The sequence below is a fragment of the Burkholderia sp. lig30 genome, assembly GCF_000687455.2.
Classification (GTDB): Bacteria; Pseudomonadota; Gammaproteobacteria; order Burkholderiales; family Burkholderiaceae; genus Burkholderia.
This window is the reverse complement of the sequence record NZ_JGVW01000084.1, coordinates 52230-67405: the sequence shown is the minus strand read 5'-3', so window position 1 is coordinate 67405 and position 15176 is coordinate 52230. Positions and strand designations below refer to the sequence as shown.

Annotated in this window: 14 protein-coding genes; 8 read left to right on the top strand and 6 right to left on the bottom strand. The window is 69.0% G+C overall.

Going from position 1 to position 15176, the window contains the following annotated elements; genetic code table 11:
• The first annotated feature begins 80 nt into the window (after nt 1-80).
• Genes tsaB through LIG30_RS15145 form a run of 4 tightly spaced genes read left to right on the top strand, consistent with a single transcriptional unit; the run spans nt 81 to nt 3481 of the window.
• Nucleotides 81-848: a tRNA (adenosine(37)-N6)-threonylcarbamoyltransferase complex dimerization subunit type 1 TsaB gene (tsaB, locus tag LIG30_RS15160; protein ID WP_038713434.1), complete on the top strand. Its 768-nt coding sequence runs from the start codon at nt 81-83 to the stop codon at nt 846-848.
• Nucleotides 845-1342, top strand: a complete 498-nt coding sequence (gene rimI / locus LIG30_RS15155; protein ID WP_038713433.1) for a ribosomal protein S18-alanine N-acetyltransferase — start codon at nt 845-847, stop codon at nt 1340-1342. Before tsaB ends, rimI begins: the two co-directional genes overlap by 4 nt.
• Nucleotides 1329-2525, top strand: a complete 1197-nt coding sequence (locus LIG30_RS15150) for a uracil-DNA glycosylase (protein ID WP_083494053.1) — start codon at nt 1329-1331, stop codon at nt 2523-2525. The genes rimI and LIG30_RS15150 overlap by 14 nt, the downstream gene beginning before the upstream one ends.
• The gene (locus tag LIG30_RS15145; RefSeq protein WP_038713432.1) at nt 2522-3481 is read left to right on the top strand and encodes a DUF1853 family protein; all 960 of its coding nucleotides are present in this window, start codon (nt 2522-2524) and stop codon (nt 3479-3481) included. Before LIG30_RS15150 ends, LIG30_RS15145 begins: the two co-directional genes overlap by 4 nt.
• Nucleotides 3482-3499: 18 nt before the next feature.
• On the opposite strand, the gene thiD is transcribed toward LIG30_RS15145, so the two are convergent.
• Both thiD and lplT read right to left on the bottom strand, forming a co-directional pair.
• The gene (gene thiD / locus LIG30_RS15140) at nt 3500-4309 is read right to left on the bottom strand and encodes a bifunctional hydroxymethylpyrimidine kinase/phosphomethylpyrimidine kinase (protein WP_038713431.1); all 810 of its coding nucleotides are present in this window, start codon (nt 4307-4309) and stop codon (nt 3500-3502) included.
• 70 nt (nt 4310-4379) lie between these two features.
• Nucleotides 4380-5687 carry a lysophospholipid transporter LplT gene (gene lplT / locus LIG30_RS15135; protein WP_038713430.1) on the bottom strand — a complete coding sequence of 436 codons (1308 nt, stop codon included), beginning with the start codon at nt 5685-5687 and terminating at the stop codon, nt 4380-4382.
• A gap of 219 nt (nt 5688-5906) precedes the next feature.
• Here lplT and alr point away from each other — a divergent pair, with 219 nt between their 5' ends.
• The 3 genes from alr (at nt 5907) to LIG30_RS15120 (ending at nt 8762) form a co-directional block, all read left to right on the top strand.
• Nucleotides 5907-6977, top strand: coding sequence for an alanine racemase (alr, locus tag LIG30_RS15130; protein ID WP_038713429.1), 1071 nt, complete (start codon nt 5907-5909; stop codon nt 6975-6977).
• A gap of 11 nt (nt 6978-6988) precedes the next feature.
• Nucleotides 6989-8365, top strand: coding sequence for a DNA repair protein RadA (gene radA, locus LIG30_RS15125; protein WP_038713428.1), 1377 nt, complete (start codon nt 6989-6991; stop codon nt 8363-8365).
• Nucleotides 8366-8492: 127 nt separating this feature from the next.
• Nucleotides 8493-8762 carry a DUF2866 domain-containing protein gene (locus tag LIG30_RS15120; RefSeq protein WP_038713427.1) on the top strand — a complete coding sequence of 90 codons (270 nt, stop codon included), beginning with the start codon at nt 8493-8495 and terminating at the stop codon, nt 8760-8762.
• An 85-nt stretch (nt 8763-8847) separates the two neighbouring features.
• On the opposite strand, the gene LIG30_RS15115 is transcribed toward LIG30_RS15120, so the two are convergent.
• Nucleotides 8848-10779, bottom strand: a complete 1932-nt coding sequence (locus LIG30_RS15115; RefSeq protein WP_038713426.1) for an ATP-binding cassette domain-containing protein — start codon at nt 10777-10779, stop codon at nt 8848-8850.
• Nucleotides 10780-10920: 141 nt separating this feature from the next.
• On the opposite strand from LIG30_RS15115, the gene LIG30_RS15110 reads away from it, so the two are divergent.
• Entirely contained in the window at nt 10921-11400 is a 480-nt protein-coding gene (locus LIG30_RS15110; RefSeq protein ID WP_038713425.1) for a glutathione peroxidase, read from the top strand.
• Nucleotides 11401-11515: 115 nt separating this feature from the next.
• Here the strand turns inward: LIG30_RS15110 and cls are convergent, their stop codons facing one another.
• From cls to dapE, 3 genes are all read right to left on the bottom strand, one after another.
• On the bottom strand, nt 11516-12955 hold the full coding sequence (cls, locus tag LIG30_RS15105; RefSeq protein WP_038713424.1) for a cardiolipin synthase: 1440 nt from the start codon (nt 12953-12955) through the stop codon (nt 11516-11518).
• Between the two features lie 118 nt (nt 12956-13073).
• The gene (gene prmB, locus LIG30_RS15100) at nt 13074-13985 is read right to left on the bottom strand and encodes a 50S ribosomal protein L3 N(5)-glutamine methyltransferase (RefSeq protein WP_038713423.1); all 912 of its coding nucleotides are present in this window, start codon (nt 13983-13985) and stop codon (nt 13074-13076) included.
• Nucleotides 13986-13997: 12 nt separating this feature from the next.
• Complete coding sequence (gene dapE / locus LIG30_RS15095; protein WP_038713422.1) at nt 13998-15137, bottom strand: succinyl-diaminopimelate desuccinylase; 1140 nt, start codon at nt 15135-15137, stop codon at nt 13998-14000.
• Nucleotides 15138-15176: the final 39 nt, after the last annotated feature.

Here is a 15176-nt window from a genome sequence, read left to right as displayed (position 1 = left end):
ATCCTTCCAAACGACGCCGTGCGCCGGGTGAGGGCGGCGATCCGTGCGGATCGCCCGTGGGAGCGGGGCGCGGCATTACAATGTCGGCCATGACGCAAACAGTGCTCCTCGCCATCGATACGTCGACCGAATACTGCTCGGTCGCCTTGCTGCGCTCGGCCACGGCCGCCGGCGCTGATTCCTCCCCACAATGCTGGGTCCGCCACGAACTGACGGGCGCCGTGTCGAGCACGCGCGTGCTGCCGGCGATTCGCGAAGTGTTCGCCGAATCCGGGCTCACGCTCGCCGACTGTGACGCGATCGCGTTCGGCGCCGGGCCGGGCTCGTTTACCGGCCTGCGCACCGCGACCGGCATCGCCCAGGGCCTCGCGTTCGGGCGCGCGCTGCCGGTCGTGCCGGTCGGCACGCTGCTCGCATGCGCCGAGCACGCGCGGCTGCGCGCGCCCGGCACGGCGCGCGTGCTCGCCGCGCTCGATGCGCGGATGGACGAAGTCTATTGGGCCGATTTCGCATGGGACGATGCCGCCGGCGAATGGCGCACGCTGCACGCGGCCGCGCTCGACGCGCCGGGCGCGGTCGGGGTGCCCGACGCGCCGTTTACGCTCGCGGGTAACGCAGCGGCCGCGTTCGGCGCGCAACTGCCTGCCGCCGCGCGTGCGGCGGCGATCGACGCCGACGCGCTGCCGCATGCGGTGCCGATTGCGCATCTGGCGTTGCGCGCGTACCGCGCCGGGCGCACCGTGCCCGCCGATCAGGCCGCGCCCGAGTACATCCGCAACAAGGTCGCGCAGACCACGGCCGAACGGATGGCCGCGCGGGCGCTGCATCCGGCCGGAGCGCCGAAATGACGGGCGTGCTGCTGAGCGACCGGTATCTGTCGCCGATGACGGATTCGGATCTCGACGAGGTGGTCGAGATCGAGCGTGTCGCGTACGAGTTTCCGTGGAGCCGCGGCAATTTCGAGGATTCGCTGCGCAACGGCTATTTCGGCGTGTGCCTGCGCCACGTGACGGGCACGCTCGTCGGCTACTGCGTGCTGATGCCGGTGATCGACGAGATGCATCTGCTCAACGTGTGCGTCGCGCCGGCTGCGCAATGCACGGGGGCCGGGCTCGCGCTGTTGCGCGAGGCGGCGCGCATCACCCGCGCGGAGAGGCTCGACGGCGTGCTGCTCGAGGTGCGGCCGTCCAATCCGCGCGCCATCCGCCTCTACGAGCGTTTCGGCTTCGTCACGATCGGCCGCCGCAAGAATTATTACCCGGCCCGGCATCATGGCCGGGAGGACGCGATCGTGATGCGTCTGACGCTGAACAAGGACGGAGGCGAGCATGGCGTGGGCTGAGGCGGTGCTCGAGGAGATGGGCCTCGCTCATGTCTGGGTGCGGCGCGGGAGGCGGACGGACGAGGCGGTGCGATCGGGCGGACCGGATGCCGCGCCGGATTCGGGCGCGCCCAGGCCTGCTGCCGCGACGGCCTCGATGGCCATCGGGGCGGCCGACGTCGCGTCTGCGCGTGACGTGCCGCCACCGCCGGCAGCCGTGCCGGCGGCACATGCTGTGCCGCGCGGGGCCGGAATGTTTGTGCCGGCTGGCGAGGTGCGGCATGCGGCCGATGCGCCGGTGCCAGGCAATGCGTCGCTGCCGGCTGGTGAGGCCGACGCACTGACCGATGCCCGACCGCGCGAGGTCAATGCGACCGTGCCGGCAGTCGAGCCGACGGAGATGCGACGCGCGACGCCTCAGGCCGATGCGCGGCCGTCCGCTGCACGCCCGGTGGAGCGCGCTGTAGTCGATGCCTCCGCCGTGCCCGCAGAGGATTTCCCGCCGCCGTTCGATGCCGCACCGCCGCTCGAAGAAGACGATTTCGCGTGGTTCGACGCTGCGCCGCCGGCCGATCCGGCACCACCCGCTGCGGCGCGCCCGGCCGAGCCGCCCGTGACCGAACTCGACTGGGACGCGCTCGCCGCGCGCGTGGCCGACTGCACGCGCTGCGGCCTGTGCGAGAAGCGGACCAACACCGTGTTCGGCGTCGGCGACCGCGAAGCGGACTGGATGCTGATCGGCGAGGCACCCGGCGAGAACGAGGACAAGCAGGGCGAGCCGTTCGTCGGCCAGGCGGGCAAGCTGCTCGACAACATGCTGCAATCGCTGTCGCTCAAGCGTGGCGACAACGTCTATATCGCCAACGTGATCAAGTGCCGCCCGCCGGGCAACCGCAACCCGGAGCCGGACGAGGTCGCCCGTTGCGAGCCGTACCTGCAGCGGCAGGTCGCGCTCGTCAGGCCGAAGCTGATCGTCGCGCTCGGCCGGTTCGCCGCGCAAACGCTGCTGAAGACGGACGCGAGCATCGCGTCGCTGCGCGGCCGCGTGCATGCGTACGAGGGCGTGCCGGTGATCGTCACCTATCACCCGGCGTATCTGCTGCGCAGCCTGCAGGACAAGTCGAAGGCCTGGGCCGACCTGTGCCTCGCGCGCGACACGTTCCGCGCCGCGGGCGGCACGCAGGACGACCCATCCGGGCAATGACAGCCGCCGCCGCGCTGTCGTTCGTCGAGACGCTGCGCGATGCCGCGGTACGCGATCTGGCGTGGCTGCTAGCCAGCCCGGGTCTGTTGACTGCCGCGCCCGGCGCGCCGCTCGCGAACCCGTGGGCCGATGACGCGGAGCGCGCGGCGGTGCAGGCGTGGCTCGCCGCGCTCGACGCGGCGCCCGGGCCGCTGCATCGCGCGCTCGACGGGCTGCGGCCGGTGCGGCTCGGCCGCTATGCGGAATGCCTGCTCGAATATTTCCTGACGTACGGCCCGGTGTTGCGGCTCGTCGTGGCGAACCTCGCGCTGCGCAGCAACGGGCACACGCTCGGCGAAGTCGATTTCCTGATCGATGCGCCCGGCGGGCGCCGGCTGCACTGGGAGCTGGCCGTGAAGTGCTACCTGTGCGCGCCGGCGCACGGCGACATGGCGTCGCTCGCCGATTTCGTCGGGCCGAACCTCGTCGACCGCTTCGACCGCAAGCGCGAGCGGCTGATTGGCCATCAGTTGCGGCTGAGCGAGCGTGACGCGTTCGCGCTGCTCGGCTACGGCGCGCCGCACGACGCGCAGATGTTCGTCAAGGGCTGGCTGTTCTATCCGCACGGCGAGCCGATTCCCCGCGTGAGTCCGGAAATCGCGCCGGATCACCCGCGCGGCTTCTGGGTGACGCATGCGCAATGGCGCGCGTGGGCGGCCGAGCAGGGCAATGGGGCGGGATGGGCGGTGCTGTCTCGACTGGCCTGGCTCGCGCCGCGACGCATCGCCGCGGGCGGTACGATCGAGCCGTTCGACGACGCGGCTGGCGGCGTGCCGGAGACGCTCGCGGCGCGCGAGGCGCCGGCGCTGATCGGCGTCTACCGGCGAGCGGACGACGGCGCATGGCGCGAAACGGCGCGCGGCTTCGTCGTGCCCGACGACTGGCCCGTGCGGGCGGCGGCGTTCGCGGCGAGTTGACGGCGCGTCAGCGCGCGCTTACCACCAGCGGTAAAAGTGATGGACCGGGCCGACGCCGTGGCCGACGTCGAGCTGGCCGCTGGCGGCGATCGCGCCGGTCAGGTATGCCTTGGCCGCGGATACGGCGCTGTCGAGATCCGCATGTCGCGGCAGCAGCGCCGCGATCGCCGACGACAGCGTGCAGCCGGTGCCGTGCGTGTTGCTGACCGGCACGCGTGCGCCGTCGAGCCTGAGCGCATGCGCCGCGTCGACGAGCCAGTCGGGGCTCGCCGCCGCATCCGGCAGGTGGCCGCCCTTCATCAGCACGGCCTGCGCGCCGGCTTTCAGCAGCGCCCGACCCTGGCGCACCATGTCGTCCTCGGTGACGGCCGCCGCTTCGCCGAGCAGCGCCGCTGCTTCGGGCAGGTTCGGCGTGACGACGCTCGCGAGCGGCAGCAGCTCGTCGCGCAGCGCGTCGACCGCGTCCGGCGCGAGCAGCGCGTGCGCGCTTTTCGAGATCATCACCGTATCCAGCACCACGTAGCGGGGCGCATGGCGCCGCAGCGCGTCGGCCACCGCGCGGACGATCGCCGCGTTCGCCAGCATGCCGATCTTCACCGCGTCGATGCGGATGTCGCCGAACACCGCGTCGAGCTGCGCGGTCACGAATGCGGCGTCGGGCGCGTGCACGCCGGTCACGCCCTGCGTGTTCTGCGCGGTCAGCGCGGTGATCACGCTCGCACCATAGGCGCCGAGCGCGGAGAACGTCTTCAGGTCTGCCTGGATGCCGGCGCCGCCGCCGGAGTCGGAGCCGGCGATCGTGAGAACGTTGGGAATCGGGTGCGTCATGATGGCGAAGTGCCGGTTCGGGCGAACCGGCACGGAGAATCGGACAGGAGACAGTGTAGCGGGAGCCGGCTCAGTGCTTCGACTCGCCGATCAGCGCGACCGAGTCGAACTGGCGCTGGTTTGCCTGGTGACGGCGGATCACGAGCCACATCGTCAGGCAGACGAACGTGCCGAACAGCACGATCACGACGCCGACCGGCACGTCGAGCCACACGAGCACCGCATACAGGCACAGCATCACGAGCACCGACAGATTCTCGTTGAAGTTCTGCACGGCGATCGAGTGGCCGGCCGACAGCAACACATGGCCGCGATGCTGCAGCAGCGCGTTCATCGGCACCACAAAGTAGCCCGATAGCGCGCCGACCACCATCAGGAACAGGTAGGCGATCAGCAGATAGACGGGCACGCGCAGGTGGCCGACGTGGACGACCCAGTCCGACGGGAACAGGTCGCGCGTGTAGAACGCCATCAGCATCACCGCGATGCCCATCATGATCCCGACGGGCAGCACCGTGAGCGATTTTTTCAGCGGAATCCGGCCGGCCGCGGCGATCGCGCCCCCGGCGACGCCGACCGCGACGACCGCCTGCAGGATCGCGCCTTCGGACAGCGACATGCCGAGCGACACCTCGGCCCACTTCAGCACGATGAACTGCAGCGTCGCGCCCGCGCCCCAGAAGAGCGTCGTGACGGCAAGCGAGATCTGGCCGAGCTTGTCGTGCCAGAGCGACGTGAAGCAGTCAGCGAAGTCGCTGATGAGCTTGATCGGGCCGTGCTGCTGCCGCGGGTAGCGTGCGCCGGTGTCGGGAATCCGCAGGTTGAACAGCGCGGCGATCACGTAGATCGCCATGATGACCAGCATCGCCGCTTCGGCGGGCGTGTTGATCGACGCCGGGGTGTGCGCGATCACGTGCGACGCGATGTGAGGGCTGATCAGCGCGCCGCCCAGCACCGTGCCGAGGATGATCGAGCTGACGGTCGTGCCCTCGATCCAGCCGTTCGCCGCGACGAGCCGGTCGGCCGGCAGCAGCTCGGTGAGAATGCCATACTTCGCGGGCGAGTAGGCCGCTGCGCCGAAGCCGACGACTCCGTATGCGAACAGCGGATGCGCGCCGAGCAGCATGGTGAGGCAGCCGACGACCTTGATCGAGTTGGTGATGAACATCACGCGCCCCTTCGGGCGCGAATCCGCGAAAGCCCCGACGAACGCCGCCAGCACGACGTAGGACAACACGAAGAACAGCTTGAGCAGCGGTGTCATCCAGTTGGGAGCGTGCAGATCTTTCAGCAGGGCGATGGCGGCGATGAGAAGCGCATTGTCGGCCAGCGACGAGAAAAACTGCGCGGCCATGATGGTGTAAAAACCTTTTTTCATCTGAAGCGATGCTTTCCTCGCTGCGGCTCGGCCGCGAGGGCCGCCTGATATGCGATCGGCTTATTCCGTTCGAAATGGGTTGTGCGCACGGCTTTATAACACGAAAATACAGCAACTCGGACTAGCAAGATTCCCCGATCGTTCCGTGAATTGTCGGCTACAGTGCTCAAAAGGCGCGCTAAGCTGATGATTCGCAAGCGTCTTTACGTAAAAATTCCCATGCCGCGCCCGATCTCTGCCACCATCCACACCGCCGCTCTTGCGAACAATCTTTCCGTCGCCCGCCGCTGCGCCGGCCAGTCCAAGGTCTGGGCCGTCGTCAAGGCGAACGCCTACGGGCACGGCCTCGCGCGGGCGTTTCCCGGCCTCCGGGGCACCGACGGCTTCGGGCTGCTCGATCTCGACGAGGCCGTCAAGCTGCGCGAGCTGGGCTGGGCCGGGCCGATTCTGCTGCTGGAAGGCTTTTTCCGCTCGACCGACATCGACGTGATCGACCGCTACAGCCTCACGACGACGGTCCACAACGACGAGCAGATGCGGATGCTGGAAACGGCGCGGCTGTCCAAGCCGGTCAACATCCAGCTGAAGATGAACAGCGGCATGAACCGCCTCGGCTACACGCCGGAGAAGTTCCGCGCCGCGTGGGAGCGCGCGCGCACGTGCCCGGGCGTCGGCCAGATCACGCTGATGACGCATTTTTCGGATGCGGACAGCGAGCGCGGCGTCGCCGAGCAGCTGGCGACCTTCGAGCGCGGTGCCGCGAGCATCGCCGGCGCGCGCAGCCTCGCGAATTCCGCGGCGGTGCTTTGGCACCCGGCCACCCATTTCGACTGGGTGCGCCCGGGGATCATGCTGTATGGCGCGTCGCCGTCGGGCGCGAGCGCCGACATCGCGGACACCGGCCTCAAGCCGGCGATGACGCTCGCGTCCGAGCTGATCGCCGTGCAGACGATCGCGAAGGGGCAGACGATCGGCTACGGATCGACGTTCTCGGCGCACGCGCAGATGCGCATCGGCGTCGTCGCGTGCGGCTACGCGGACGGTTATCCGCGTGTTGCGCCCGAAGGCGCGCCGGTGATCGTCGACGGCATCCGTACGCGGATCGTCGGCCGCGTGTCGATGGACATGCTGACCGTCGACCTGACCCCGTGTCCGCAGGCCAATGTTGGCTCGCGCGTCGAACTGTGGGGCGAGGCGCTGCCGATCGACGACGTCGCGCGCCATTGCGGCACGATCGGTTACGAGCTGATGTGCGCGGTCGCGGCCCGCGTGCCGGTGCGCGCGGAATAAGGGCGCATCACGTGGCCAAGCAGAAGACCGTTTACGTCTGCAGCGAGTGCGGCGGCCAGACGCCGAAGTGGCAGGGGCAATGCCCGTCGTGCCACGCGTGGAACACGCTTGTCGAGTCGGCCGCGGAGTCGCCGTCGGCGCACCGCTTTCAGTCGCTCGCAAAGCGCGCGCCGGTGCAGCGCCTCGCCGACATCGAGGCGGCCGACGTGCCGCGCTTTTCGACCGGCATCGGCGAATTCGACCGGGTGCTCGGCGGCGGCCTCGTCGCGGGGGGCGTCGTGCTGATCGGCGGTGATCCGGGCATCGGCAAGTCGACGCTGCTGCTGCAGTCGCTCGCCGGCATCGCGAGCGAGCGCCGCACGCTCTATATCAGCGGCGAGGAATCGGCCGCGCAGATCGCGTTGCGCGCGCAGCGGCTCGCGCTGCTCGACGGCGGTGTGCCGGCGGCCGAACTGAAGCTGCTCGCCGAGATCCAGCTCGAGAAGATCCAGGCGGCGATCGACGCGGAGCGCCCCGACGTCGCCGTCGTCGACTCGATCCAGACCGTCTATTCGGAAGCGCTCACGTCGGCGCCCGGCTCGGTCGCGCAGGTGCGCGAGTGCGCGGCGCAACTGACGCGCATCGCGAAGCAGTCCGGCACCGCGATCATCATGGTCGGCCACGTGACGAAGGAAGGCAATCTGGCCGGCCCGCGCGTGCTCGAGCACATCGTCGACACGGTGCTGTATTTCGAAGGCGACACCCATTCGTCGTTCCGGCTCGTGCGCGCGTTCAAGAACCGTTTCGGCGCGGTCAACGAGCTGGGCGTGTTCGCGATGACCGAGCGCGGCCTGCGCGGCGTCGCCAATCCGTCCGCGCTGTTCCTGTCGCAGCATGAACAGGTGGTGCCCGGCTCGTGCGTGCTGGTGACGCAGGAGGGCACGCGTCCGCTGCTGGTCGAGGTCCAGGCGCTCGTCGATACCGCTCATGTGCCGAATCCGCGCCGCCTCGCGGTCGGCCTCGAGCAGAACCGGCTCGCGATGCTGCTCGCCGTGCTGCACCGCCATGCGGGCATCGCGTGCTTCGACCAGGACGTGTTCCTCAACGCGGTCGGCGGCGTGAAGATCGCCGAGCCGGCCGCCGATCTCGCGGTGCTGCTCGCCATCCACTCGTCGATGCGCAACAAGCCGCTGCCGAAGGGCCTGATCGTCTTCGGCGAAGTGGGGCTCGCGGGCGAGATCCGCCCGTCGCCGCGTGGCCAGGAACGGCTGCGCGAGGCCGCGAAGCTCGGCTTCACGACGGCGCTGATTCCGAAGGCGAACGCGCCGAAGCAGCCGGTCGACGGGCTGCAGGTGATCGCGGTCGAGCGGCTCGAACAGGCGATCGACCGCGTGCGCGGGCTCGAGTGACGGCGCGCGGCACGCCCGCCGTCCTGTCGCGTAATTGCGTGTAATGTTTTTGTAGGCTTCTGTAACCCGCCGGACATCGCGCTTCCCTATCCTTTGACGAACTGTCGAACCGCGCGATGCGCAAAGGATGGATGTGAAACGGTCTGTGGAAGCGCCCGTCGGGCGCGATTACAACCTGCGTGGCTGTCGCGTGTCGGAGCCGATTCGCCAGCCGTGGGGCGGCGGTTGCAGGATCGTCGAGTGGATCGATGCGGAAGGGCGCGTCGCCCGCCGCGTGGTGGCCGAGCACGTGACCGAGGCGGAAGTCGTCGCGGCGATGCAGCGGCCGCCCGAAGGGCGCCGGCACCTGATGCGCGACGACGAACAGATGCCGCGCGACACGCTGCGGCGGCGCTGACCGGAAGCACGCGTCAAGCCGGGCTTGCCGGCCGGGCCGCGGGGCGATTCGCCAGCGGCCCGCGGCACGCCCGCAGGCGCGTCCGTCAGCCGATCTGCTCCAGTTCCTCCTGCGCAGCCAGCCAGTCGGCCTCGACGGTCTCGAGCCGGCTGTTGACGTCGCCGAGCGTGCGGATCGCGTCGGTCAGCTCCGTTTTGCGCGCTGCCTCGTAGCTCGCCGGATCGGCGACGAACGCGTCGAGCCGCGCCTTCTGCGCGTGCAGCGTTTCCATTTCCTTTTCCAGCTTCGCGATGCGCGTTTGCAGCGGCTTCTTGAGATGCGACAGGCGCTGGCGCTGCTCGGCTTCCTGCCGCTTCTGGTCCTTGCGGTTGACGACGGGGCCGGTGGCCGGCGCGGCCGCGCTGTCCGCCTTCGCCGCCGCGCGCTGCTCGGCGGCGTGCTGGAGCAGCCAGTCCCGGTAATCGTCGAGATCGCCGTCGAACGGCTGGAGCCGGTGTTTGGCGACGAGCATGAACTGGTCGGTCGTCGCGCGCAGCAGATGACGGTCGTGCGACACGAGGATCAGCGTGCCTTCGAATTGCGCGAGCGCCATCGTCAGCGCATGGCGCGTCTCGAGGTCGAGGTGGTTGGTCGGTTCGTCGAGCAGCAGCAGGTTCGGCTTCTGCCAGATGATCAGCGCGAGCGCGAGCCGCGCCTTTTCGCCGCCGGAGAACGGCCCGACCGGGTTGGTGGCCATTTCCCCGGAAAAATTGAAGCCGCCGAGGAAATCGCGCAGCTCCTGCTCGCGTGTGTCGGGCGCCAGTCGCGCAAGATGGGCGAGCGGGGAGTCGTCCTCGCGCAGCGTCTCGAGCTGGTGTTGCGCGAAATAGCCGATCGTCAGCCCCTTGCCTTCGCGGACATGCCCGGACAGCGGCGCGAGCGTGCCCGCCAGCGTCTTGATCAGCGTCGACTTGCCCTGGCCGTTCGCGCCGAGCAGGCCGATGCGCTGGCCGTTCTGGATCGACAGCGACACGCGCTCGACGATCGGGATCTCGGCGCCGTCGTCGCCGTGGTAGCCGCAGCGGACGTCCTCCATCACCATCATCGGGTTGGGTGCCGCATCGGGCGTGCGGAATTCGAACGTAAACGGCGACGCGACGTGCGCCGGCGCGATCAGTTCCATCTTCTCCAGCGCCTTCATCCGGCTCTGCGCCTGCCGCGCCTTGGTCGCCTGGGCCTTGAAGCGGTCGATGAAGCTCTGCAGATGCTCGATCGTGCGCTGCTGTTTCTCGTAGGCGCTCTGCTGGAGCGTCAGCTGCTGCGCGCGCAGCACTTCGAACTGCGAGTAGTTGCCGCCATAGCGCTTCACCTGACGGTTGTCGAGGTGCAGCGTGACGTTGCAGATCGCGTCGAGGAACTCGCGGTCGTGCGAGATCACGACGAGCGTGCCCGGGTAACGGTGCAGCCAGTCTTCGAGCCAGACGATCGCGTCGAGATCCAGGTGGTTGGTCGGTTCGTCGAGCAGCAGCAGATCGGAGCGGCACATCAGCGCCTGCGCGAGGTTCAGGCGCATGCGCCAGCCGCCGGAGAAGCTCGCGACCGGCTCGCGCGTCTGTGCGAGCGTGAAGCCGAGGCCGAGCAGCAGGGCCTCGGCGCGCGCCGGCGCGGTATAGCCGTCGGCATCGGCGAACGCGGCGTGCGCGTCCGCTTCCGCCGCGCCGTCGTGCGCGGCCGACGCGGCGGCGATGCGCGCCTCGATCGCGCGCAACGCAGCGTCGCCGTCGAGCGTGTAATCGAGCGCGGTGCGGTCGACGGCGGGCGTTTCCTGCGACACGTGGGCGATCTGCCATGACGGCGGCATCGAGAAATCGCCGGCGTCGGCATGCAGCTCGCCGCGCAACACCGCGAACAGCGTCGACTTGCCGGCGCCGTTCGCGCCGATCAGGCCGGCCTTCTCGCCGGGGTTGAGCACGAACGTGGCCGCGTCGAAAAGCGGCTTGGTGCCGCGCGCAAGACTGAACTGATTGAAACGGATCACGACGGAGAATGTGAGGCAAAAGCGCTATTTTAGACCGGGCGGCCGGCGCCGGGCATCGACCGTTCGGACGATGCCCCGTTCGCGTCCGATTTCGCCTAGACTCCACGTCCATCACGATCGACACAAAGAAGGGGGCCGCTGATGTCCAAACTGTATTCGTTCACCGCCGAATCGCTGGCCGGCGCGCCGGTGTCGCTCGACACCTATCGCGGCAACGTGCTGCTGATCGTCAACACCGCGAGCGAGTGCGGGTTCACGCCGCAGTACGCGGGCCTCCAGCAACTCTACAGCCGCTTTGCGGCGCGTGGCTTCGACGTGCTCGGTTTCCCGTGCAACCAGTTCGGCAAGCAGGAGCCCGGCGACGCCGCGCAGATCGGCGCGTTTTGCGAGCGCAATTTCGGCGTGACGTTCCCGATGTTCGCGAAGATCGACGTCAAGGGAGCGAACGCGCATCCGCTGTACCGCTATCTGACCGACGAGGCGCCCGGCATTTTCGGGCTCAAGGCGATCAAGTGGAATTTCACGAAGTTCCTCGTCGACCGCCAGGGCAATATCGTCAAGCGCTACGCGCCGTCGGCGAAGCCCGAGGAGATCGTGGCGGATATCGAAAAGCTGCTGTGACTCGTACCCGGTGCCGGCGCGCGCACCGGCGCCTGCGTGTGACCGGCGAGTGCGGCGGCCCGCGCAAGCCCGTTGCGCGCGTGAACAGGCGCGAGTGAATCCGCCTGAACAGCCGCTAGAGAATCGGCGCGAACAGCCGCGCGATGTGCATCGCGACCCGCCGCCATGCGGGCGACTGCCGGTATTCGCGCGCGTCGACCGCATAGGCCTGCGCGAAGTCGCGCACGAGCATCGCTTCGACTTCGTCCGCGAACGCGCGGTCGACCGTCAGCACCATGATTTCGAAGTTGAGCCGGAACGAGCGGTTGTCGAGATTCGCGCTGCCGATCGCGGCCGCGCTGCGGTCGATCAGTACGACCTTCTCGTGCAGGAAGCCGGGCCGGTAGCGGAACACCTTGACGCCGGCATCGGCGAGATCGCGCGCGTAGAGCTTCGACGCCTCGAACACCACATAGTGATCGCGCCGGCTCGGGATCAGGATGCGGACGTCGACGCCGCGCATCACCGCGAGCTTGAGCGCCGCGACGACGGCCTCGTCGGGCACGAGGTAAGGCGTCGTGATCCAGATCCGCTCGCGTGCGGCATTGATCGTCTCGACGAAGAACAGCGAGCCGGTTTCCTGCTTGTCGGCCGGCCCCATCGGCACCGCGAGGCAGTGCATGTCCGCATCGGGTACCGGCGCGGGCGGCGGTGCGAGGTGCGGCAGGGTCCGTGTCGCCCAGTGCCAGTCCTCGGCGAACACGTACTGGATGCTCGCCACGGCGGGGCCGCGCACCTCGATGTGCGTGTCGCGCCACGGCGACAGGCGCGCGTTCGCACCGAGATATTCGACGCCGACGTTATGACCGCCGACGAACGCGCAGGTGCCGTCGACGACGACGATCTTGCGGTGGTTGCGGAAATTGAGCTGGAAGCGGTTGACGAACTGGCGTTTGGTCGCGAACGGATGCACCTCGACGCCGCCGGCGCGCAGGTCGTTGACGTAGCTGTGCGGCAGGTCGAAGCTTCCGATGCTGTCGTACAGCAGATAGCAGCGCACGCCGGTGGCGGCGCGCGCGATCAGCGCGTCGCGCAGCATCGCGCCGAGCGCGTCGTCGCGGATGATGAAGAACTGCACGATCACGTAATGGCGCGCGGCGTCGATCGCCGACAGGATCGCCGCAAACGTCGCCTCGCCGTTGACGAGCGTGCGCACCGCGTTGCCGGGCAGGAACGGCATGCCGCCGAGCCGGGTGAGCGCGCGCGCGGCGGCGACGCCGAGCGCGTCCGACGGCGCCCCCCCGGTCGAGCCGCCTGCGCTCCACGGCGCCGGCAGGGTGTGCGAGCGCAGCGCCTCGGACTCGTGGCGCCGCGCGTCGACATAGCCGGAGAACTTGCTGCGTCCGAGAAAGAGATAGGGGATCAGCGTCAGGTACGGCATCGCGGCGAGCGACACCGCCCACGCGATCGCGCCCTGCGACGTGCGGGTGTTCAGGATCGCGTGGCAGGCCGCAACCACCCCGAGCACATGCAGGACGAGGATGAGCGTGCCAACGTGTAGCCAGTCGAGATACATGGGCGCGTAACGGACTCCTGAAGTCGCGCGGCGCGACGGCCGCTTACGCGCATCTTACCGAACCGCAACGCGAAGCGGGGCGCGTCGCGTTGCGGCCGGTCGGGGGCTGGCCCGCCGTTCAGGGCTTCGCGGGCAGGTCGGCGGCCTGGATCAGGAACACGCTGTCGTCGCCCGCGCTGGTCGACAGCCAGGTCAGCTCGAGGCCGCCGAACGCGGCTTCGACGTTCGCGCGCTCGTTGCCGATCTCGACGACCAGCACGCCGTCGTCGTGCAGCCAGTTGCGCGCTTCGCCGATGATGCGGCGGACGATGTCCATGCCATCCTCGCCGCCGGCGAGCGCCATCTGCGGCTCGTGCCGGTACTCCGGCGGCAGCGCGGCCATCGACGCCGCGTTCACGTACGGCGGATTGGTCAGGATCACGTCATATCGCGCGGCGGGGTCGGTCGAGCGGAAGCCGGGCAGCGGCGCATAGAGGTCGCCCTGATGGAGCGCGATGCGGTCTTCGAGGCCATAGTCGCGCACGTTGATCTTCGCGACTTCGAGTGCCTTGTCGGACAGGTCGACCGCGTCGATCTCCGCGTTCGGGAACGCGCTCGCCGCGAGGATCGCGAGACACCCGGAGCCGGTGCACAGCTCCAGCACCGCACCGACCTGGTCGGGATCGGCGACGTACGGCTGCAGCCCGTCGTCGAGCAGTTCGCCGATGAACGAGCGCGGCACGATCACGCGCTCGTCGACGTAGAAGCGGTGGCCGTGCATCCATGCCTCGTGCGTGATGTACGCGGCGGGCACGCGGTCGGTCGCGCGCCGCTCGATCACATTGAGCACGGCGTCGACTTCGTCGGGCAGCAGGCGCGCGTCGAAGAACGGCTCGAGCGTGTCGAGCGGCAGGTCGAGCGTGTGCAGCACGAGATAGGCCGCCTCGTCGTACGCGTTGTCCGAACCGTGGCCGAATGCGAGCTTCGCCTTCGAAAAGCGCGTGACCGCGTAGCGCAGCAGGTCGCGAACGGTGGTGAATGGTGTCGTCATGAATGGGCTCCGTCAGGCGATCAGTTGTTCGAGCACACGGCGGTACACGTTCTTCAGTGGGTCGATGAAGCGCACTTCGATGTGCTCGTCGATTTTGTGGATGCTGCCGTTCGGCGGACCGAATTCGATCACCTGCGGGCAGATGCGCGCGATGAAGCGTCCGTCGGACGTGCCGCCGGTCGTCGACAGTTCGGTCGTGAGGCCGGTCTCCGCGCGGATCGCGGCCTCGAGCGCGTTCGACAGGTCGCCGCGCGGCGTCAGGAACGGCAGGCCGCTCACCGACCAGTTCAGGTCGTAATCGAGCCCGTGCCTGTCGAGGATCGCATGCACGCGCGCCTTGAGGCCGTCGACCGTGCTGGCCGTCGAGAAGCGGAAGTTGAACAGCAGTTCGGCATGACCGGGGATCACGTTGGTCGCGCCGGTGCCCGCGTGCAGGTTCGACACCTGCCAGGTGGTCGGCGGGAAGTACTCGTTGCCTTCGTCCCACTGCTCGGCGGCGAGCTCGGCGAGCGCCGGCGCGAGCAGGTGGATCGGGTTCTTCGCGAGATGCGGGTAGGCGATGTGGCCTTGCACGCCCTTGACGATCAGCTCGCCGGACATCGAGCCGCGGCGGCCGTTCTTGACCACGTCGCCGAGCTCGGCGGTCGACGTCGGCTCGCCGACGATGCAGTAGTCGAGCCGTTCGCCGCGCGCGTCGAGTGCCTCGACGACTTTCACCGTTCCGTCGGTCGCCGGGCCTTCCTCGTCGCTCGTGATCAGGAACGCGATCGAGCCGCGGTGGCCGGGGTGCGCGGCGACGAATTCCTCGGTCGCGACGATGAAGCCGGCGAGCGACGCCTTCATGTCTGCCGCGCCGCGGCCGTACAGCTTGCCGTCACGATGGGCCGGCACGAACGGCGGCGACGTCCACTGCTCGATCGGACCGGTCGGCACGACGTCGGTATGGCCGGCGAACGCGAGCAGCTTGCCGTCGCGACCGTCCGCGCCGCGCTTGACGGCCCACAGGTTGGTCACGCCGTGCGACGCGATCGTCTCGATGTCGAAGCCGAGCGCGGCGAGGCGGTCGGTCATGATCTGCTGGCAGTGCTGGTCGTCGGGCGTCACGGACGCGCGGGCGATCAGCTGTTCGGTAAGGGCTAGGGTGGCGGACATGGTTCGGACCACTTTCGATAAAAAAGCCGGCGCGGTGGC